The organism is Gordonia gummivorans, from assembly GCF_022513585.1.
Lineage (GTDB): Bacteria > Actinomycetota > Actinomycetes > Mycobacteriales > Mycobacteriaceae > Gordonia.
The window spans coordinates 43684-64198 of sequence record NZ_JAKWBF010000012.1 but is presented as its reverse complement, the minus strand read 5'-3'; the positions used below and the strand labels follow the sequence as shown (position 1 = coordinate 64198).

The 20515-nt window shown below is 65.7% G+C and carries 20 protein-coding genes; 9 read left to right on the top strand and 11 right to left on the bottom strand.

Translation table 11 applies throughout. The annotated features are described in order from the left end of the window. Positions 1-49: 49 nt before the first annotated feature. Together MKW15_RS11035 and MKW15_RS11030 are read left to right on the top strand one after the other, a co-directional pair. Positions 50-1345, top strand: coding sequence for an MFS transporter (locus MKW15_RS11035; RefSeq protein WP_240857664.1), 1296 nt, complete (start codon positions 50-52; stop codon positions 1343-1345). A gap of 28 nt (positions 1346-1373) precedes the next feature. After that, on the top strand, positions 1374-2447 hold the full coding sequence (locus MKW15_RS11030) for an isopenicillin N synthase family dioxygenase (protein ID WP_240857663.1): 1074 nt from the start codon (positions 1374-1376) through the stop codon (positions 2445-2447). 105 nt (positions 2448-2552) lie between these two features. Here MKW15_RS11030 and MKW15_RS11025 read toward each other — a convergent pair whose 3' ends face one another. The 3 genes from MKW15_RS11025 to MKW15_RS11015 are packed head-to-tail and all read right to left on the bottom strand — an operon-like array spanning position 2553 to position 5198. After that, the gene (locus tag MKW15_RS11025; protein WP_240857662.1) at positions 2553-3629 is read right to left on the bottom strand and encodes an oxygenase MpaB family protein; all 1077 of its coding nucleotides are present in this window, start codon (positions 3627-3629) and stop codon (positions 2553-2555) included. A 46-nt stretch (positions 3630-3675) separates the two neighbouring features. Next, entirely contained in the window at positions 3676-4548 is an 873-nt protein-coding gene (locus MKW15_RS11020) for a 5-oxoprolinase subunit C family protein (protein WP_240857661.1), read from the bottom strand. Further along, positions 4545-5198: a 5-oxoprolinase subunit B family protein gene (locus MKW15_RS11015; protein WP_240857660.1), complete on the bottom strand. Its 654-nt coding sequence runs from the start codon at positions 5196-5198 to the stop codon at positions 4545-4547. The genes MKW15_RS11020 and MKW15_RS11015 overlap by 4 nt, the downstream gene beginning before the upstream one ends. A gap of 87 nt (positions 5199-5285) precedes the next feature. Here MKW15_RS11015 and MKW15_RS11010 point away from each other — a divergent pair, with 87 nt between their 5' ends. Genes MKW15_RS11010 through MKW15_RS10995 form a run of 4 tightly spaced genes read left to right on the top strand, consistent with a single transcriptional unit; the run spans position 5286 to position 9318 of the window. Continuing rightward, the gene (locus MKW15_RS11010; RefSeq protein ID WP_240857659.1) at positions 5286-6233 is read left to right on the top strand and encodes a carbohydrate kinase family protein; all 948 of its coding nucleotides are present in this window, start codon (positions 5286-5288) and stop codon (positions 6231-6233) included. A gap of 60 nt (positions 6234-6293) precedes the next feature. Beyond that, entirely contained in the window at positions 6294-7616 is a 1323-nt protein-coding gene (locus tag MKW15_RS11005) for a citrate synthase (RefSeq protein ID WP_240857658.1), read from the top strand. Positions 7617-7661: 45 nt separating this feature from the next. After that, positions 7662-8027 (top strand): FKBP-type peptidyl-prolyl cis-trans isomerase, encoded by a 366-nt coding sequence (locus tag MKW15_RS11000; RefSeq protein WP_240857657.1) that lies wholly within the window; start codon positions 7662-7664, stop codon positions 8025-8027. Positions 8028-8043: 16 nt separating this feature from the next. Next, positions 8044-9318 carry a cryptochrome/photolyase family protein gene (locus tag MKW15_RS10995; protein WP_240857731.1) on the top strand — a complete coding sequence of 425 codons (1275 nt, stop codon included), beginning with the start codon at positions 8044-8046 and terminating at the stop codon, positions 9316-9318. Between the two features lie 276 nt (positions 9319-9594). Here the strand turns inward: MKW15_RS10995 and MKW15_RS10990 are convergent, their stop codons facing one another. Genes MKW15_RS10990 through MKW15_RS10975 form a run of 4 tightly spaced genes read right to left on the bottom strand, consistent with a single transcriptional unit; the run spans position 9595 to position 12671 of the window. After that, positions 9595-10803 carry an ABC transporter permease gene (locus MKW15_RS10990; RefSeq protein WP_240857656.1) on the bottom strand — a complete coding sequence of 403 codons (1209 nt, stop codon included), beginning with the start codon at positions 10801-10803 and terminating at the stop codon, positions 9595-9597. Then, a complete protein-coding gene (locus MKW15_RS10985) occupies positions 10800-11708 on the bottom strand; it encodes an ABC transporter ATP-binding protein (RefSeq protein ID WP_240857655.1) in 909 nt (302 codons plus the stop codon). The genes MKW15_RS10990 and MKW15_RS10985 overlap by 4 nt, the downstream gene beginning before the upstream one ends. Further along, a complete protein-coding gene (locus MKW15_RS10980; RefSeq protein WP_240857654.1) occupies positions 11705-12313 on the bottom strand; it encodes a hypothetical protein in 609 nt (202 codons plus the stop codon). The genes MKW15_RS10985 and MKW15_RS10980 overlap by 4 nt, the downstream gene beginning before the upstream one ends. A 28-nt stretch (positions 12314-12341) precedes the next feature. Continuing rightward, on the bottom strand, positions 12342-12671 hold the full coding sequence (locus MKW15_RS10975; protein ID WP_240857653.1) for a helix-turn-helix transcriptional regulator: 330 nt from the start codon (positions 12669-12671) through the stop codon (positions 12342-12344). 159 nt (positions 12672-12830) lie between these two features. Between MKW15_RS10975 and MKW15_RS10970 the strand changes: the two genes are divergently transcribed. Next, positions 12831-13286, top strand: coding sequence for a hypothetical protein (locus MKW15_RS10970; RefSeq protein ID WP_240857652.1), 456 nt, complete (start codon positions 12831-12833; stop codon positions 13284-13286). 119 nt (positions 13287-13405) lie between these two features. Here the strand turns inward: MKW15_RS10970 and MKW15_RS10965 are convergent, their stop codons facing one another. After that, positions 13406-14512 carry an NAD(P)-binding domain-containing protein gene (locus MKW15_RS10965; protein ID WP_240857651.1) on the bottom strand — a complete coding sequence of 369 codons (1107 nt, stop codon included), beginning with the start codon at positions 14510-14512 and terminating at the stop codon, positions 13406-13408. Positions 14513-14588: 76 nt separating this feature from the next. On the opposite strand from MKW15_RS10965, the gene MKW15_RS10960 reads away from it, so the two are divergent. Together MKW15_RS10960 and MKW15_RS10955 are read left to right on the top strand one after the other, a co-directional pair. Next, positions 14589-15338, top strand: a complete 750-nt coding sequence (locus MKW15_RS10960) for an enoyl-CoA hydratase (RefSeq protein ID WP_240857650.1) — start codon at positions 14589-14591, stop codon at positions 15336-15338. 132 nt (positions 15339-15470) lie between these two features. Then, entirely contained in the window at positions 15471-17255 is a 1785-nt protein-coding gene (locus tag MKW15_RS10955; RefSeq protein ID WP_240857649.1) for a purine-cytosine permease family protein, read from the top strand. A gap of 59 nt (positions 17256-17314) precedes the next feature. Here MKW15_RS10955 and MKW15_RS10950 read toward each other — a convergent pair whose 3' ends face one another. The 3 genes from MKW15_RS10950 to MKW15_RS10940 are packed head-to-tail and all read right to left on the bottom strand — an operon-like array spanning position 17315 to position 20512. Beyond that, on the bottom strand, positions 17315-18646 hold the full coding sequence (locus MKW15_RS10950; protein ID WP_240857730.1) for a D-arabinono-1,4-lactone oxidase: 1332 nt from the start codon (positions 18644-18646) through the stop codon (positions 17315-17317). Then, complete coding sequence (locus tag MKW15_RS10945; protein ID WP_240857648.1) at positions 18643-19905, bottom strand: alanine racemase; 1263 nt, start codon at positions 19903-19905, stop codon at positions 18643-18645. Before MKW15_RS10945 ends, MKW15_RS10950 begins: the two co-directional genes overlap by 4 nt. Next, positions 19889-20512, bottom strand: coding sequence for a TetR/AcrR family transcriptional regulator (locus MKW15_RS10940; protein WP_240857729.1), 624 nt, complete (start codon positions 20510-20512; stop codon positions 19889-19891). Before MKW15_RS10940 ends, MKW15_RS10945 begins: the two co-directional genes overlap by 17 nt. Between the last annotated feature and the right edge of the window lie 3 nt (positions 20513-20515).

The window sequence follows — 20515 nt, the reverse complement described above, 5'->3', positions numbered from 1 at the left end:
GCGGGCGGCGGCGATCCACATGGTCCGTTACCTCACCTAAGCTTCTCTGGTGCGACGTCTTCTCGCCGACACCACCCCGCTGCAGAATCCGTACTTCCGGCGGCTGTGGACGGCCAACATCATCACCGTCATCGGGGCGCAGCTGACCATCGTCGCGGTGCCAGCACAGATCTACGTCATGACGGGGAGCTCGGCCTACGTCGGCCTGACGGGCGTGTTCGGTCTGGTGCCGCTGGTCGTCTTCGGGCTGTGGGGAGGCGCGCTCGCCGACGTCTTCGACCGTCGGACGTTGCTCGTCATCACCACGTGCGGCCTGATCGTCTGTAGTGCTCTCTTCTGGGCACAGTCGGCCATGGGTGTCCGAAATGTCTGGATCATCCTGGTGCTCTTCGCAATTCAGCAGGCATTCTTCGCCATCAACCAGCCGACGCGGACGGCCGTGCTCCCGCGGCTGCTCGACGATCGTGAGCTTCCGGCGGCGTTGTCGCTCAACATGACGGTGATGCAGGCGGGCGCGATCGCCGGGCCGCTGGTCGGCGGAGCCATGATCCCGGTGCTCGGCTATTCGCTGCTCTACTTCCTCGACACGATCTTCCTGATCCCGACGCTGTGGGCCGTCATCCGGCTGCCGTCGCTGCGACCGGAGAGCGACGACGCGCCCAAGGTGCCCGGCCTGCGGTCGGTGATCGATGGCCTCCGCTACCTGGGCGGGCACAAGATCCTGCTCGCATCGTTCCTCGTGGATCTGATCGCGATGATCTTCGGCATGCCGCGGGCGCTGTTCCCGCAGATGGCGCACGAGAATTTCGGTGGTCCAACAGAGGGCGGGTGGGCATTTGCGCTGCTGTTCACCGCCATCTCGGCGGGCGCGGTGGTCGGCGGCATCTTCTCCGGTTGGGTGACCCGGGTCAAGCGGCAAGGGCTCGCGGTGATCGTCTGCATCATCATCTGGGGTCTGGCGATCACCGGGACGGGCATCGCCGTCGGACTGGCCGGCGGGACGGCCATTCCGATGTTGCCGATCACGCTTGTCCTGCTGATGATCGGCGGTGCGGCCGACATGGCGTCGGCTGCGTTCCGGCAGTCGATCCTGCTGGCCGCCGCCACCGACGAGGTGCGGGGTCGTCTGCAGGGCGTCTTCATCGTGGTCGTCGCGGGCGGACCGCGGATCGCCGACGTGTTGCATGGTGCGGCCGCCGCGTCCTTCGGTGTCGCGGTGACGACAGCCTTCGGCGGCATCGGCGTGGTGGTGCTGACCATCGTTGCGGCGCTGCTGATTCCGGCCTTCGTGCGCTATCGCGTCGGGCAGCCGAAGGGACGCGACGCCGCACCGCCCACGGCCTGATCAGCGCGTTTGCCGATTCGATGTCACCATGGATGCCATGACCGCCGCCACCACCGGTTTTCGTGTGCCCATTGTCGACATCAGTGCCTACACCGCCAACGGAACTGCGGCCGACCGCGCGGTGGTAGCCGCCCAGATCGACGACGCAGCCAGTTCCGTTGGCTTCATCCAGATCGTCGGTCACGAGATCCCGTCCGCGGTGATCGAGGAGTTCACCGCGGTGATGGACGACTTCTTCGCCTTGCCGTTGGAGGACAAGAAGGCCTATCGCACACCGCCGGAGATCAACCGCGGGTATGCGCCGCCGAAATCGGAGTCGCTGTCGCTGAGTCTCGGCCTCGAGTCGGCGGCCGGGATGAACGATTTCTTCGAGGCGTTCAATGTCGGCGTCGAGGCGGGCGAGTATCCCGAGCTGGAACTCCCCGCCGATCAGTACGCCGACAACACCTGGCCGCAGGTCGACCACTTCCAGGCCGCGGTGTCGACCTATTTCTCCGAGGCCCGACGCGTGGCGCACACCCTGACGCGGATCTTCGCCGACGCCCTCGACCTCCCGCCGGACTTCTTCGACGGCTACACCGACCATTCGCTCGATGTCCTGCGCATGAACAACTACGCGCTCGAGCCGGGTGAGGTAACGCTGGATGGTGAACTGACCGGGATGGGCGAGCACACGGACTACGGCATCGTCACCGTGCTGTGGGCCGATCAGGTCCGCGGCCTGCAGGTGCTCGACCCTAACGGACAGTGGCAGGACGTCACACCCACCGAGGGAGCGCTGCTGATCAATCTCGGCGACCTGATGGCGCGCTGGACCAACGAACGCTGGATGTCGACGCTGCATCGGGTCAAACCACCCATCGTCGACGGCACCATCCAGCGTCGACGTTCGGCGGCCTACTTCCACGACGGCAACATCGACGCGACGATCTCCACCTTGCCGTCCTGCGTCGGCGCGGGCAGCCGCTACTCGCCGATCACCGTCGGCGAGCACATCGGCGCCAAATTGGCGGGTTCGCGTGCGGGACAATCGAATCCGTATGCCAAGCGGGAGGCTGCCCGAGTCCAGCGCGCGATGCAGCGCGGTCTCGGCCAGCAGTAGTGGCCTCAGCCCACACCCTGTGCCGAATCGGTGAATCTGTGCGCTGCAGCACACAGATTCACCAACTGGACACAGAGTGTCAGGAGCGCCTCCGCCGGGCCGACATCAACGGGTTTCGCTGACATGGCCCGGGTAGGTGGCCCGCCGGGCGGCGCCGACCGGGCAGTAATGCATCGGATTGTCGCGTTCGTTCTCCGGCGGCAGGTTGCGCGCCGGTGTCTGCACCAGCGGAGCGTCCTTGGCGACGCGGCCGCTGACCCGATCCCAGGCGTCACGCGGACGAGGATGGCGCAGATAGCGTTTCGGGGTCAGGCGGTGCATCACGAGGTTGACGACCTTGCCCAGCAGCCGGAAACGTCGCTCGTCGCGCTCGGTCCACGGCAGGTTCATCATCTCGCGGATCGACTCGTCGTAGAAGCCGGTGGTCAGCCAGGTGAAGAACCGCTGATTGGTGGGCACCATGAACTTGTGCCAGATGCCGTCGGGGATGAACGACAGGAACGGCGGCGGCGGGAGCACGGAGATGTCGAGGACCACCCGAACCGACTCGTGGTCGCGAAGAACGTTGCGGCACATGTGGTCCCAGTACTCGAGGAAGTCCTCGTAGGTTTCCGGGACCGGGCGCATGGACACGCCGTACTGGGCGTACCAGGCCTTGGACTCCTCGAACAGTTGCCGCTTCTGGTCCTCGGTGAGCCACGGACCGAACCGCTCGCAGAGGCGGACGTTGCCGTACCAGAAGGTTGCATGTGCCCAGTAGAAGACGTCGGGATCGAGAGCGTGGTAGCGCGAGCCGTCGGGCATCGTGCCCTTGATCTCGCGATGGTAGTCACGCACCTCGTGCCCGGTCTCCGCGCCGGCCACGCTGTCGAAGACGACGCCGCTGATGGGATACAGCGACCGCATCAGGCGCTGCCAGCGTTCGCCGAAAAAGTCCGAGTGGTCCCAGACGGCGGCGCCGAGCTTGGGGTGCATGTTCTGCATCGAACCGGCCCACAGTCCCTGGAACATGCCGGTCCAGGTGCCCCAGATCTGCCAGGTGAGGGAGTCGGGACCCAAGGGCGGGTACTCGCTGGTGTTCTTGGCGCCGGTGGTGGCGATCGTGTCGGCACCAATCGAGCCCTCGTCGTCCATGTGGTGCATCGGGCAGGTGGCCGCGGAGTCGTTGAGAAGCTCGGTCATGAGACGAAAGTTTATGTTCGTCTCAATCAGGTGTCAACGAGCCGGGTCAGCGTCGTCGGAACCGGATCGTCGAACCAGGGACCAGCTGCGCCGCGAGATCGATCGACGCGGCGTCGAGGACCGCGATCACCGGATAGCCGCCGGTCACCGGGTGATCGGCGAGGAAGATGACCGGCCGCCCGTTGGGCGGGACCTGGACCGATCCGTGCACGATGCCCTCGGATCGCAGTTCCTCGGCGTCCGGACGATGTGTGATCAACGGCTCGTCGGAGTTCTGAATTCGGCCGAGCCGGACGCCCACGCGGTTACTCTCCGCTCCCACTTCCCAGCGCCCCGTGAACAGCGCGGCGGGTTCTGCGACGTGGCTGGTGCGCGGACCGGGGGAGCAGATGAGTACTGGCACCGCTGCGTGTGTGGAGTCCCGCGGCGCCGACGACACCTCCGGCCACTCGCCGGCGTCCGTGCCGACCGGCAGCCGGTCGCCGGCGGCCAGCGCGTCGGGACCCAAACCCGACAGCACATCGGTGGACCGCGAGCCGAGGACCGCCGGCACGTCGAAGCCGCCGCGGACCGCGAGGTAGTTGCGGCATCCCCACGTCGGTGGGTCGACGGTCAGTTCGGCCCCGGCGCGCAACACGATGCCGGCGGCGAGCCCGACCGGCGTGCCCGCGAGGCGCACGGTGGCCTCTGCGCCGGTCACCGCCACCAGGACGTCGGTGTCGGCGCGCAACCGCAACCCGCCGAAGGTCGACTCGACGGCCGCCGCCGAGATGCGGTTGCCCACAAGGCGATTGGCCAGGGTGAGCGCGGCGCGGTCGGCGCCGCCGGAACCGGGCACCCCGAGATGTGCGTACCCGGGACGGCCGAGGTCCTGGATCGTCGCCAGCGGTCCGGTGGCGACGACGGTCACGACCGTCATGTGCGGGCCTCGACGAACCGGACGATCGTGCCCGGCGCCAGCAGCGCGGGCGGCGTCGCGGTCTGATCCCAGAGCGCAATTTCTGTGCGGCCCAACAATTGCCAGCCACCCGGGCTCTGCCGGGGGTAGACGGCGCTGTAGCCTGCGGCGATCGCGACCGCCCCCTCGGGTACCCGCGTGCGCGGCTCGGAGCGCCGACCGACGGTGGCAAACGGGTCCGACGCCGGACCCGCCGCTACCAGATATCCGAAACCCGGTGCGAAGCCCATGAATTGGACTCGCCAGGAGGTGTCGCGGTGCAATCGGCCCACCTCCTCGGCGGAGGTGTCGAGCAACCGTGCCACGTCGTCGATGTCGTCGCCGTCGTAGATCACCGGGATCTCGACCTCGGCCGGCGCTCGCGCGGGATCATCCCGCGCGCGACCCGATCGCAGCGCCCGATGAACTCCCAGCACATCGATGCCGCGTCCCGGGGTTGCCTGCACCACGACCGTATGGGCGCTGGGGATCACGTCGGTGACGTGGACGAGCCCGCCCGCCTCGATGGCCGCCCGCAGTGCCGACACCGCAGCCAGAACAGCGTCGGTGGGCGACTCGTCGAGCGCGAAATCGAGCACCACCGCGTCGTGACCGGCCGGCAACTCCCGCATGAACCGAGCCTACCGGCGTGGAACGCCCCGAGCGGGTATCACGCAGTGGCACACTGGGCCCGTGACATGCGTCGATCGGATGGCTCGATGAGGGAGATCGTCGTCTGCGGTGAGGCGCTGGTCGACGTCGTGGCGACCGATCGCGTGGCACGTGGGTCGGGGCGCCCCCTGTCGCCGCTGCAGCCCGCACTCGGGGGCGGCCCGTTCAACGTTGCGGTGACGCTCGGTCGGCTGGGCAGTGCGGTGTCGTTTCTCTCAGCGGTGTCGTCGGACACATATGGCACCGCAATCCTCGACGCCCTCCAGGCCAGTGGCGTGGGAACCGCGTTCGTCCAGCGCCGCGACGAGCCCACCTCACTCGCGCTGGCGACGATCGGTGACGATGGTGCTGCGCACTACTCGTTCTACGTCGGGGGCACCGCGGATCGTGCGGTCGGCGACCCGGGTTCGTTGCCGGCGACCGTTGCCGCCGTTTGTTTCGGCACGCTCTCGCTGGTGTTGGAGCCGGGCGCGACGGTGTACGAGAACCTGCTGCGCCGTTGCCACGACGACGGTCGGCTGGTGGCCCTCGACCCGAACATCCGCGCGGCCGTGATCGACGACGCCGACGCCTATCGCCGCAGGTTCCGGGCCTGGATGCCCTTCGTCGACGTCGTGAAACTATCCGACGAGGACGCCGCGTTCCTGGCGTCCGGGACCGATGGAAGTGGTGCGCAGGACTGGATCGACAACGGGGTCACCGCGGTCGTGACCACCGCCGGAGCCGACGGCCTGAGCATCCGGACCGCCGGCGACACCGTGACAGTGTCTGCGCCCGAGGTCGACGTCGTCGACACCATCGGGGCCGGCGACAGCATCATGGGCGGCGTCCTGCACGGGCTCGACCGGCTCGGCGCGCTCACTCCCGCAGCCGTCGGTTCGCTGGGGTCCGAACAGTGGCGCAGCGTCGCCGAATTCGCAGTTCACGTCGCTGCGGTGACCGTCACCCGCCCGGGCGCGGACCCTCCGTGGGCGAGCGAGCTCAGAAGCGACTAGGTTTATACCTGTATGTCCCACCCGGACATCGTCAACTCTGACCTGAGCAAAGGGGTTCGTGTGTCTGCTGAAACAGTCCCAGCCGACCAGGCATCCGACACCGCATCAGCAACCGTCACCTACCCCGGTGGACAGCTGGAGCTGCCGATCCTGAAGGCCACCGAGGGCAGCGACTCCGTCGCACTCGGAAAGTTCCTCGCCGAGACCGGCCTGACCACGTTCGACGGTGGTTTCGTCAACACTGCGTCGACCAAGTCTGCGATCACCTACATCGACGGCGACGTGGGCATCCTGCGCTATCGCGGAATCCCGATCGAGCAGCTGGCCGAGAGTTCGACCTTCATCGAGGTCAGCTACCTGCTCATCTACGGTGAGCTCCCGACGCCGTCGCAGCTCGAAGAGTTCACCACCAAAATCCAGCGCCACACGTTGCTGCACGAGGACCTCAAGCGGTTCTTCGACGGATTCCCGCGCAACGCGCATCCGATGCCGGTGCTCTCGAGTGCGGTGAACGCACTGAGCGCCTACTACCAGGACTCGCTCGACCCGAAGGATCCGGAGCAGGTCGAGTTGTCGACGATCCGTCTTCTGGCCAAGCTCCCGACCATTGCTGCTTACGCCTTCAAGAAGTCGTCGGGCCAGCCGTTCCTCTACCCGGACAACTCGCTGAGCCTGGTCGAGAACTTCCTGCGGATGACCTTCGGCTTCCCGGCCGAGCCCTACGAGGTCAATCCCGAGGTCGCCAAGGCCCTCGACATGCTGTTCATCCTGCACGCCGATCACGAGCAGAACTGCTCGACGTCGACGGTGCGTCTGGTCGGCTCGTCGCAGGCCAACCTGTTCACCTCGATCTCCGGCGGCATCAACGCACTCTGGGGTCCGCTGCACGGCGGCGCCAACCAGGCCGTGCTCGAAATGCTGGACGACATCAAGGCTTCCGGTGGTGACACCAAGGAGTTCATGACCAAGGTCAAGAACAAAGAAGCCGGCGTCAAGCTGATGGGCTTCGGTCACCGCGTGTACAAGAACTATGATCCGCGTGCCGCGATCGTGAAGAAGACCGCCGACACGATCCTGGAATCCCTTGGCGTGCAGGACGATCTGCTCGACATCGCCAAGGGCCTCGAAGAGGTCGCGCTGTCCGACGACTACTTCATCGAACGCAAGCTGTACCCGAACGTGGACTTCTACACCGGGGTCATCTACCGCGCCATGGGATTCCCGACGCGCATGTTCACCGTGCTGTTCGCACTCGGACGTCTGCCCGGGTGGATCGCGCACTGGCGCGAGATGAATCAGGATCCCGCCGGCAAGATCGGCCGTCCGCGCCAGCTCTACACCGGTTACACCGAACGCGACTACGTCTCCATGGGTGACCGCTGACGCGTCCTGCGCACCTCTGATCCGAACGACTCAAAGGAGAGTCCAGTGACCAGTACCGAAAAGCCCGAAGTCGAATTCCAGGACGGCCCCGCGCCCGCCGAGCTGACCATCAAGGATCTGGTGATCGGCGACGGTGAAGAGGCCCAGCGTGGTGGGATCGTCGACGTCCATTACGTGGGAGTCGACTTCGAGTCCGGTGAAGAGTTCGATTCGTCCTGGGATCGCGGTCAGTCGGCCAACTTCCCGCTCGACCGGCTGATTCCGGGATGGCAGGAAGGGATTCCCGGCATGAAGGTCGGAGGGCGCCGTCAGCTGACGGTGCCGCCGGAGCTTGCCTACGGACCTGCCGGTGCCGGACACCGACTCTCCGGGCGCACTCTCGTCTTCGTCATCGACCTGCTGGGTGTCTGACACTTCTCTCCTGTGGTTGCGCCGCGACCTGCGGCTCGACGACCTTCCTGCGGCTGTGGCCGCGGCCGAACGTGGTCGTGTCCTGGTCTGTTTCGTCCTCGACCCGCTGCTGGAGAAGTCGTCGGGCGAGCGTCGCCTCGCGTTCTTGTTCGACTCGTTGCGTGAGCTGAACACCAAGCTCGACGGCAATTTGCTCGTGGTCCGTGGCCGGCCGGAGGTCGAGGTCCCGCGGCTGGTTGCGTCGGTAGACGCCGGTTCTGTTCATGTGAGCGAAGACTTTTCGCCGTTCGGGCGCAGGCGCGACGACGCCGTCGTGCGCGAACTCGGTGACGTGGCGTTCGAGTCGCTAGGGTCGCCGTATCTGGTGTCGCCGGGACGCATCACCAAGTCCGACGGTGAACCGTACAAGGTGTTCACGCCCTTCTTCCGGCAGTGGCGCGAGCACGGTTGGCGCAAGCCTGCGGGTCCGTTTGAGGCGTCGGACGTTGTCGATCCCAGCGATATTCGGAAGTCGGGTCGCATCCGCGTGCCGGCGTCCCCGACGAAGATCGACGTGGTTGCGGGGGAGGACGCCGCGCGTGCACGGTGGAACGAGTTCGTGGCGGAGGATCTCGACGGATACGACTCCGACCGTGACCGTCCCGATCTCGACGCGAGCAGCCGGATGTCGGTCTACCTGAAGTACGGAAACATCCATCCGCGCACGATGGCCGCCGATCTCGACGGGCGGAATCCTTCTGCCGCAGCCTATCTCCGCGAGCTGGCGTTTCGGGACTTCTACGCCGACGTGCTGTATCACTGGCCGGGCAGTCTGTGGCACAACTGGAACAGCGGATTCGACGACATCGATCTCGACACCGACAAGGACGCCGAACGCCGATTCGACGCCTGGCGGGAGGGTCGCACCGGCTTCCCGATCGTCGACGCCGGGATGCGTCAACTGGCGCAGACCGGCTTCATGCACAACCGCGTTCGAATGATCACGGCGTCGTTCCTGGTGAAGGACCTGCATCTGCCGTGGTGGTGGGGTGCCCGCTGGTTCCTCGACCAGCTCGTCGACGGCGACATGGCATCGAACCAGCACGGCTGGCAGTGGGCGGCCGGCACCGGAACCGATGCGGCACCGTACTTTCGGGTGTTCAACCCGGAGACACAGGCCAAGAAGTTCGATCCCGACGGTGAGTACGTCGCACGCTGGGTACCCGAGGTCGGTACCGCCGACTACCCCGAACCCATCGTCGACCACAAGGCCGAACGCGAAGAGGCGCTGCGGCGCTACCGTTCTCTGTGACCACCCCTGCTGGTTGGAGCGGCAAGCTGCGCCAAACAACGCACGCCGCCCATTCCGCTGCTGACCTAAAGCGAGCGCAAGCGAGAGCGCTCCGCTGCCTGAGCCTGGATTCGTGGGAACGGAGCCAACCTCCGCTGCCTGAGGTGCGACGAGCGCCAGCGAGGAGCCTCGAAGGCCAGGTGAGACGACATCGCATATCTCACCAGGGGCTTCGAGGCTCGCAGGCTCGCACCTCAGCCGGCGAGTGGGGACTCGCACCGCTCGGCAGTGGATGCATCACCGCGACAGCCGCAGTGCCTCACCCCATTTGACGCGCGATCCGGTGCGGAGGATGGATCGTTGGTACACCTTGGCGGCCAGCCAGGTGGCGATGACGCAGGCCGCGACCATCAGCAGCAGCGAGACGACGATCTGAACCGGATCTGTGTCGCCGGTGGCGATTCGGATCGGGATGAGCACTGAGCTGAACGGCGGTATCCAGGACAGCGTCTGAATGAACGTCGAGTCGAGTGCCTGGATGCCGAAGATACCCGAGTACATGACGGCCAGGGACAGGATCGTCAGCGGCGTGATCGTCGACCCGATTTCCTCCTGTCGGGACACCATCGCCCCGGCGGCAGCGTACAGCGTTGCGAAGAACACGAATCCGAGCAGGAACCAGATCAGTACCGCGGCGAACATGCCGAGTGCTGTACCCGCGATGGTGAGCATGCCGGTGGCCGTGCCCGCGATGAGCGCGGTGATTCCGAGCAACACCATCTGACCGAGCGCGACCACCCCGATGCCGATGATCTTGCCCCACATGAGGTGCAGCGGTTTGATCGTGGCGAGCAGGAGTTCGACGATGCGCGACGTCTTCTCCTCGACCACGCCGACGGCGATCATGTTGCCGCCCATCATGATGGCGGTGATCAGCAGCATCGATCCGACGATGGCGACGACGATCCGCTGCCCCACGGCGGGGTCCGCGGGTTCGGTCTCGCTCATCGAGATGGATGGCTGCGGCAGTGTTGTGGCGTCGACGTTGCGCGCGGCAAGACCGCGAGCGAGTTCGGTCTGGGCGATCGCACCGCGCAGGACGCCGGACAGCGACTCCTCGATGCCGTCCTTGCTGATCAGGGTGTACGACGAGTTGGGCCCGGTGACGACCACGGCTTCCAGATCGCCGTCGGCGACCCGGTCACGGGCCTGATCGGTGGACGCCAGTGTCACCACAGTGACCGGTGTGCCACTCTGATCCCCGACCGCGGTGATCGCGGCGGTCAGGGTAGAGTCGTTGCCCACCAACCCGATTCGTTCCTTGGAGTCTCCGCCGCCGCTGAAGACCGACCACACGATGAGGCCCGCGATGATGACGATCATGAGGATCGCGGTCGTGGCGACAAACGACCTGGTGCGTACGCGAGTCGTGATCTCCCGCTGGGCGATGAGAGCGATCGACGTCGTCGCGCGGGTTTCGGGGGAAATGCTGTGCGTGGTCGTCATACGGACACCACCTCTCGGAAGAGTTCGGTGAGGGATGGGGTGGAGGTGGCGAACCGGTGCACCGGACCGTGGTGCAGTGCGGCAGCCAGGATCTGCTGATCGTCGACGCCGTCGGGATCGATCCGCAGTACGGTACGGCCGTCGCGCTGGTCGGAGTAATCGGCATCGAGGACGCCGGAAATTCCATCGGCCCAACGGATGTCGGTCCTTGGGCCGATCACCTCCAACGTCATACCGTCCCGCCCGCGAAGCGCGTCGACAGCGCCGAGGGCGCGCATCTGTCCCTTGGCGACGATTCCCACCCGGTCGCACAATCGCTGCACGAGGTCGAGTTGGTGCGACGAGAAGATCACCGGGATTCCCTCGGCGGCCTTCTCTTTGAGGACGTCGCTCATCACGTCGACGGCAACCGGATCGAGTCCGGAGAATGGTTCGTCGAGCACCAGCACGTCGGGGTCATGGACGAGTGCCGCGGCCAGTTGGACGCGTTGCTGGTTGCCGAGGCTGAGGTCGCCGACGTTGTCGTCGACCCTTTCGCCGACCCCGAGACGCTGCGTCCACCGTGTCACGGCGTCGGCTGCCTCCGACGGCGTCATGCCGTGCAGTCGGGCGAGGAACCGAAGTTGTTCGCCCACCTTCATCTTCGGATACAGTCCGCGCTCCTCGGGCATGTAGCCGATGCGTCGGCGGAGTTGCAGGTCGATGCGGCGATCCCCGAGCCGAACCTCGCCGGCATCGGCGGACAGCACACCGAGGACGATCCGCATGGTGGTGGATTTGCCTGCCCCGTTACTGCCGACGAATCCGAAGATCTCACCGGGATCGACGTGAAAGGTCATGTCCTGTAGGGCTACCAGGTCGCCATAGCGTTTGTGCAGGCCGTCGACGATGAGCGGTGCGGTCACTGTGTGGTCCTTTCGGTATCGTCGAGATCTTTGGGAATGGCGAGGTCCTCGGGGTCGGGTTCGCTCATCCACCAGGCGGTGAGCATCGTCGGGACGCACATCGCGGTCAGCAGCAGCGAGATGAGCAGGACCGCAGTGCCGTACACGAGGTCGGCGGACACCGGGTCGTCGCCGATACTCAGGGCGATGAGGACGAGGTACGGGACGAACATGAGCACGAACATGACGAACAGGCCGATCGAACGCGCCGAGTTCCGCTGTGCCAGTTGTATTTCGTCGAGTGCGGACACCGGGGCGTCGGCCACCGACCCGGTGACGATGCGCAGCAGATACAGCGAGGCCATGACCCCGGCGAGGCCCACCAGGAATGGGATGACGAACCAGGTTCGGCTGCTGAACGCCATGACGGTCGCCACGATCATCATGGCGAGCATGACAGCGAGCAGCAACACGAGCCGCCGATACCCACGGCGATTGCGCCACGTCGAGAGCTGATGTGCGTGACGCTGATTGAACTGAAGGTATCGATTGCCGCGCCATTCGTCGTAGCGTCGCCAGAGGGCCGGTGTTGCCTCTGCGGGGATCGCGACGTTGGGGTCGTTCATTGCATACCTCCCTAGTCGGGTGCTTGTGTCAGTCGGGTGCTGGTGTCATCGTGACGTCGGTCTTCGTGCCGGTGATCTGCGTGTCGCCGCGTTCGGCGGTGCGGCGGTAGAGCTCGGCCGACATCGCGCCGAACTCGGTGCGGCTGAACACGGCTTCGACGGGGAGGTCGAAGACCGCGCAGATCCGGAACGCGAGGTCGAGGCTGGGGTAGTTGTCGCCGCGTTCGAGTGCGCCGACCGACTGAACATTGATGCCGACCAGCGCGGCGAGATCGGCCCGCGACATCCTGCGCTCGGCACGCAGCACCGCGATGCGGTTGTAGATCGGGAGCTTGTCTCCGCGTCGTACTGGACTCACATATCAGAGTGTTGTGAAAACACAACGAAATGTCAACAGCGACCATCACTGAGGAGCCGAATTGTTCGGTTGTGTTAATGATCTGGGTGGGTCGCCCGATATGACCGATGTGACGTGGCCGACAGTGCCCGCACATCACCCGCAGACGAAAGGAAGTTCGTGAGGAATACCGCTCGCACCGCCATCGCTGTCTCCGCACTAGGGCTCGGTGCCGCTGTCCTGCCCGCTGCCGTGTCAGCGCCTGCGCAGGGCGCGACCACCCAGTTGTGCTCGTTCACCTATGCGAATCCGAACCTGTTCGTCATCCAGGCGAGCAGCGCCGCGTCGGCGACCCAGATCGGCTCGGACACAGTGACGTTCACCCTGAAGACCAACTCGATGTCGTTGCTGGGATACCAGCAGACCTTCCGCGTGACCTGGGCGAATCTCGACACCGGCAAGAACGGTGGCGGTGACGTACGTAAGCGGGTCGTCGGATCTGCCAATACCCTCACCGTGCCGAATCTGAAGACCGGCAAGGGGCGGATCGCGCTGGTTCTCGCTGCGGCGAATACCTCGAGCATCGGCCCGGGCAGCACCAACGGCGACTGCGGCAAAGAGCTCCGCGTCGGCTGATCGGAGCGTACTGCTTTGGCCTTCTGAACTGCGGGAATCTGTACCTGGGGGCCAGATCAAGTGCACAGTGCACTTGGACGGGCTGGGGCGTACAGACATCCAACGGATTGGCTCGCACGTCAGCCGGCGGAGGAGGGTCTCGCGAGCAGATCGCGAGCCACGCGGGCGGCCTCGCGCCCGGCGCGGTTCGCGCCGATGGTCGACGCCGACGGTCCGTATCCGAGAAGTTGGACGCGGGGATCGGATTCGACGACGGTGGCGAGACGTCCGGTCATGGTGATGCCGCCGCCCGGTCCACGCAGATGCAGCGGCGCGAGATGGTCGAGGGCGCTGCGGAATCCGGTGTTCCAGAAGATCACGTCGACGTCGAGGTGGTCGCGGCCCTCGTCGCAGTCCCAGCACACACCGGTCTCGGTGATTCGGGTGAACATCGGTCGCCACGTGAGGATTCCGTCGTCGCGGGCCGCTGCGACCGCCGGCGTGAGCGCCAGCCCGGTCACCGAGACCACCGATGTCGGGGGCAGGCCCGCGCGGACGCGACGTTCGACGCGGGCCACCGCTTCCCGCCCCTGCTCGGGCGAGAACGGGCGGGGATTGAACACCGGTTCGGTGCGTGAGCACCAGAAGGTCTGTGCGCCTTCGGATTCACGTGCGATCTCGATGAGAAGTTGGATCGCGGAGATGCCCGCACCTACCACCAGGACCCGTTTGCCGGCGAACTCGTCGGGGCCGGTGTAATCGTGGGTGTGCAGTTGTCGCCCACCGAAATCCGCGGCACCGGGCACATGTGGGATGAACGGACGATCCCAGGTGCCGGTGGCGTTGACGATGAGTTGCGACCGCACCTCGCGGCCATCGTCGCGCGTCGACAAGAACCCGTCGGCATCGTGGTGGACCGAGCGCACGTGCACGGGACGCTCGACGCGTAGGCCAAACTTCTTCTCGTACTTGCCGAAATATTCGGGTACTGCCGTTCGTGCCGGGAACTCGTCGCACTCGACACCGAGCGCCTCGATCAATCCGTATCCGGGAAGATCGTGGACGTGGTTGGCTGCGGCCAGCGTGAGCGTCGGCCAGCGGAACTGCCAAGCGCCACCAGGGTGAGGGGCGTGGTCGACGACGAGATACCGGTCGTCGAGGCCGAAACGCTGCAAGAAGTAGGCTGCCGACAAGCCCGCTTGGCCCCCACCGATCACCAGCACGTCGGATTTGGCGGTGTTGTCCACTCTGCAAGCCTGGCATGGCAAGAGAAAATTGACCTGCGCGACACCGGCGGGCACAGCGATCGGTAGGCTTCCGCGCATGGTCAGTTCAGCTCAGCGGATTCACTTCAGTACGCAAGATGCCGTCGTCACGATCGAGTTGGATCGCGTAGACAAGCGCAACGCGCTCGATGAAGCCATGGTCTCCGAACTGGCGGAGGGCTTTTCCCGGGCGGTCGAGCAGGGGGCCCGCGCGATCGTGCTGACCGGTCGCGGTCATGTGTTCTCCGCGGGTGCCGACCTTTCGGGACCCGTGTACGACAAGTCGTTCCTCGACAAGCTGATCGCCACGTTGCGGCAGATCGAGTCGACGCCGGTGCCCGTGATCGCCGCACTGAACGGGAGCGCGCTCGGCGCGGGCCTGCAACTGGCGATGGCCGCCGACCTACGGGTGATGGCGCCCGACGCTCTGGCCGGTATTCCGGCCGCGAAGATCGGCGTGGCGGTTGATGAGTGGACGATTCGACGGCTGGTGTCGCTGGTTGGTGCCGGGCATGCGCGCGGCATGCTGATCGGCTGCGATCCGCTCACGTCAGACCGGGCCCACCAACTTGGATTCGCCAACCGCATCGGCGATCTCGCTGACGCGCAGCACTGGGCGTCGACGATCGCAGCGTTCGCGCCGCTCACCCTTCAGCACTACAAGCTCGTCCTCAACGGTGACGGCGCGCGCGATGCCGCCCCCGAGGAGCGCCTCGCGGCAATGATGCGCGCTTGGGAGAGTGCGGATCTGCAGGAGGGTCGCGCGGCGCGGACCGAGAAGCGGGCCCCCAAGTTCATCGGCGCCTGACAGGCATCGATTATCCCGACATATCGGACATCTGGCCCGAATTATCCTCGCGGAAACATTTCGATCAACTGACCGAAACACGCGATCCTTAGCTTCCCTTCAGGCAATCCCGTCACATAGCAGGGGAGAAGTATGTCGAAGGAAGCTCATCATTTCACCGAAGACATCGGTGATATCGAGAACGCAGAACACAGCATCATCGCCACCGGTGCAGCAGCCGCCGCGGCGCGAGAATCGCTCGAGGACTACACACTGCGGTTTGCGCCGCGCAGCTACCGCAAATGGGGTCCCGGCGTCGTCGCGATCTCCGCGCTCGGCGGTATCGCCTACCTCGCCGACTTCGCGATCGGCGCCAACATCGGCATCGCCAACGGAACGGGTAACGCCCTCTGGGGCATCCTGTTCTTCGCGATCGTCATCATGCTCACCGGCTACCCGCTGTCGTACTACGCGGCCCGGTACAACATCGACCTCGACCTCATAACGCGCGGAAGTGGATTCGGCTACTACGGGTCAGTCCTGACCAACGTGATCTTTGCGTCGTTCACATTCATCTTCTTCGCGCTCGAGGGGTCGATCATGGCCCAGGGCCTCAAGCTCGGCCTCAACATCCCGCTGTGGCTCGGTTATCTGGCGTCGTCGGTGCTGATCATCCCACTGGTGATCTACGGCATGAACACCCTTGCGAAATTGCAGGTCTGGACGACTCCGCTGTGGTTGCTGATGATGGTCGCGCCCTTCCTGTACCTGGTCTTCAAACACCCCGATGCCATCGGTGATTTCCTCTCCTTCAGTGGTGGCACCGACGGCCAAGCCGGGCACGGGGTCTCATTTGCCGGCACCATGCTCGCCGCCGGTGTCTGTCTGTCGCTGATCGCGCAGATCGCCGAACAGATCGACTACCTGCGCTTCATGCCGCCGAAAACCCCTGAGAACAGCCGCAAGTGGTGGACCGCCGTGCTGACCGCCGGTCCCGGCTGGGTCATCTTCGGTGCCATCAAGCAGGTCGTCGGTCTCTTCCTCGCGGTGTACCTCATCATGAACTTCGCCGAGTCGGCTGGAGTGGCCAATGAGCCCGTGCACCAGTTCCTGGCCGTGTACGAAGAGTTCATGCCGCACTGGCTGGCCATGACGCTGGCGGTGATCCTCGTGGTCATCAGTCAAGTGAAGATCAACGTGACCAACGCGTATTCGGGCTCGCTCGCCTGGACCAACAGTTTCACGCGTGTCACCAAGACCTACCCAGGACGTCTGGTGTTCCTGGTCTTCAACGTCACCATCGCCATCGTGCTGATGGAGGCAAACATGTTCAGCTTCCTCAACGAACTGCTGAACTTCTACGCCAACCTGGCAATCGCCTGGATCGTGACCGTCGCCTCCGACATCGCGATCAACAAGTACCTACTGAAGATCTCACCGAAGGAACCCGAGTTCCGGCGCGGCATGCTCTACAACTTCAACCCGGTCGGCTTCGTGTCGGTGATCGTCTCCGGCACCCTGTCGATCATGGTTTACTTCCATGTCTTCGGGGACACCATCCAGCCGTACTCGCCGCTGGTGGCCTTGGTGCTCGCGCTCGTGCTGCCGCCCATCATCGCGCTCGCGACCAAGGGCAAGTACTACCTGCGCCGCACCGACGACGGTATCGACATCCCGATGTACGACGAACACGGCAATCCGACCGACGTGCGACTGTTGTGCTGTGTCACCGGCATCGAGTTCGAACGGCCCGACATGATCGCCTCGGCGGTACCGGGGCCGAACGGGGAGAAGCAGTACATCAGCTCGTTGGCGTTGTCATGTGACAAGACCGGCGAGCACGTGCTGCCCGCTCAGCCGCCCGTGTCCGCGTCGGCGACGTCGGACATCGCGGTGGATGCCCCGGCGGAGTCGGCGGAGAAGGAGCCGACCGACTGATCGTCCTCGGCCCACTTCCGCTCCTGAGCTGAGGTGGGCCGAGTGGTCTCCGTCGCGCCTCAGACAGCGGTGGGGCCGAGCACGCGGTCGAGGTAGGGGTTGGTGAACATCCGGTCGGGATCGAATCGGTCACGCACCGAGAGGAATTCGTCGAACCGGGGGTAGACGCCACGCAAGTATTCGGCGTCGCGTGTGTGCATTTTGCCCCAGTGCGGTCGACCGCGGTGCTCGACCATGATGGCCTCGACATCGGCGAAGTAGGCGGCGGCATCGGCCGGGTTGTCGCGGTGATACCGGTGCACCGCGACGTAACCGCGCGCGCCACCGGAAGCGGTCGACAGCATCAGATCGTCGGCGGCCGCGGCCCGTACCTCGATGGGGAAGCTCACCCGATACCGCCGCCGATCGATCATCGTCCGAATCTCGTGCAGCACATCGGGAATCGCGTCGAGCTCGACCGCGTACTCCATCTCGCGGAATCGGACGGTGCGCGACGAGATGAACACCCGGGTCGAGGTATCGGTGTACGTGCGGGCCGACAGCGCTCGACCGGCGACCTGGGCGATGGTGGGCACGGCGGACGGTATCCGCCTTCCGATCTCGCACATGCCGTGATAGAGCTTGTTGCTGAGCAGTTCGTCGTCGATCCACCGCCGCACCCGTCCGGGGCCGGACACCTCGGCGATGGGTCCGAGTCGGGTGTTCGTCTTGGCGAGAGCACAATTGGTGTGCGGAAACCAGTAGAACTCGTGATGGTCGTGTGCGTGGACCCGCTCGAGGAAGCCGTCGATCGCATCGTCCGCCGACACGGGCAGTTCCTCCGCGCGCATGTAGAAGGCCGGCACGCACGCCAGGGTCAGGTCGACGACAACGCCGAGAGCGCCGAGCCCCAGTGCAACTGCGGGCAGGTCCGGGTCGTCCTCGCCGATGGTCCGCACCGCGCCGGTGCCGGTGACGATGGTGGCGCCGACCACCTGCGTGCTGATGCCGCCGAACCGAAGGCCGGTGCCGTGCGTGCCGGTCGACGTCGCGCCGGTGATCGTCTGCCGGTCCACGTCACCGAGATTGGCCATCGCAAGCCGGTGTGGAGCAAGGAGTTCCGGGATCTCGAACAGGTGCGTGCCGCCGCGAAGGGTGACCCGCGACCGGTCGGCGTCGGCCTCGATGAGACCGCGCATGGCAGAGAGGTCCACGAGGATGTCGCCGGGCACCCCGATGCCGGAGAAGCTGTGCCCGGCGCCCGCCGGTTTGACGGTGCGCCCATCGGAGCGGGCCCGGGTGATCACCTCGACGAGCTCTGCGGTGTCGTGCGGCGTCACCACCAGAGAGGGTGCCGCCGACTGGGTTCCACCCCAGTTGCGCCACACCGGCGTTGCCGACCCCTGCGTTATAGAAAGCACTGTCCCTCACCCCGATAGGTCGGGACGACGTCGCGTACCCGGGTGGTGCCGTCGTCGTCCCGTTCGATCAAGGCCACCTCGGTGGCCCGCTCACATGCCTCGCCGGATTTCGTGTGCCGGAACCACACTCGGTCGCCGATGCTCAGCTTTGTGGCGGACCGGCCACGCAAGGGCGTTTGAACCTCGCCGGCCCCTTCTGTGCCGAGGAATCCAAGTCCGCTGGGCCACACCGGCTTCGGTTGACGGTCCGAGCCGGGCGGTCCGGACGCGATCCATCCGCCGCCCGCACAGGTCGCGATGTCGGTGGCCGGGCGGCGGACCACGTCCAGACCGAAGCCCAGGGCTGGCGCCGGCCGGAATCGCCGGTATCCGTCGAACAGGTGACCGCCGAAAAGCCCGCTGCCGGCGGCGATGTCGGTGATCGAACGGTCGCGCGCGGTCTCCTCGATCGAACCGGTGCCGCCCGCGTTGACGATCTCGAGATCGGCAACCTCGCGCAGCGCCGCGATGATGCTGCCGCGGCGACGGCGCAGTTCGGCCATCGATCTGCGCTGCATCAGCGCGACCGCCCGGTTGCGCAGTGCCGATGATTCGACCGCGTCGCCGACCCCGGCGACCTGGGCCTCGTACGACATCGCGCCGACGAGCCGAAATCCGGGCCGCGCAGCGATCTGCCTGGCCAGGCGCACCGCATCGGTCCGGCTGTGCACCGGAGACCGGCGCACTCCGATGTGCACGCGTCCATGCAGCAACCGATAGGAGGCGTCGACGTCGATGGCCACACGGATCGTCGGCCGCCGGTCAGTTGGCACGACCGCGTCGATGAGGTCGAGTTGGTCGGTCGAGTCGACAAGGAGCGTTACCTGCGCCGCTGCCACCTCGTCGGCCGCCAGGGCGGCAATCGCCGAGCGCCTCGTCGACGGATAGCCGACGAGAACGTCCGCGACGCCGGAAACCGTTGCCAACCAGACGGCTTCGGCGAGATCGTAGGCCAGGACGCCGGCGAAACCGGGCCGGCGCAGCACGTCATCGATGACCGACCGCACCCGCAGCGACTTCGACGCGATCCGGATCGGAACCGATCCGGCCCGGGCGGTCAGGTCGGCGACGTTGTGGTCCAGTGCTCTGCGATCGAGAGCGAGGACGGGCGCGTCGAGTCCGGCGTCGCGGACCGCCCGGTCGATTCCCGCCCAGTAGGCGTCGGGATCGTCGGACCAGACCAGAGAGTGCGGATCAGTCCTCGACGACATAGGTCATCATCGCCCGCACGGCCGACGTCATGACCGAGCGGATCACCTCCTCGTCGGCGGTACTCAGATAGATCAGGGTGATCGAGTTGGTGGTGGCGATCACGGTGGGACCCAGCGTCTCGGGTGGTTGACTCCACCGCACCCCCGACCGTTCCGCGGCAATCCGCAACGCGACGGCAGCCACCTCGAACTGCTTCTCGTACATCCGCTTGCCGTAGCTCTGCAGCTCCGGATGGTTGTGTGCGTAGATGCCCAGCGAGATGGTCGCCTGTGTGCGCCCGGGGTCGGCCTTCACCAGATCGAAGAACGTCGTCAGCTGACGTTCCATGTTCTCCTGCATCCCGAGGCGTTTGCTGTTGCTATCTGCATTATCGACGTCGGTGTCGTGAATCACCGTGTCGAGCATTTCCGTGATGTCGGTGGGTACCGCAGTCTCCATCACGGCGCTGAGCAAGGCCGTTCGGCTCTCGAACGCATAGTGAAAGCTCGCGAGGGGCATCCCCGCGTGAGCGCAGATCCGCCGCGTCGTGGCCCCCTCCACGCCGTGGTCGGCAATTACGCGAAACGCTGACTCGATGAGCGCCCTGCGTCGCTCGTCGACCGACATCCG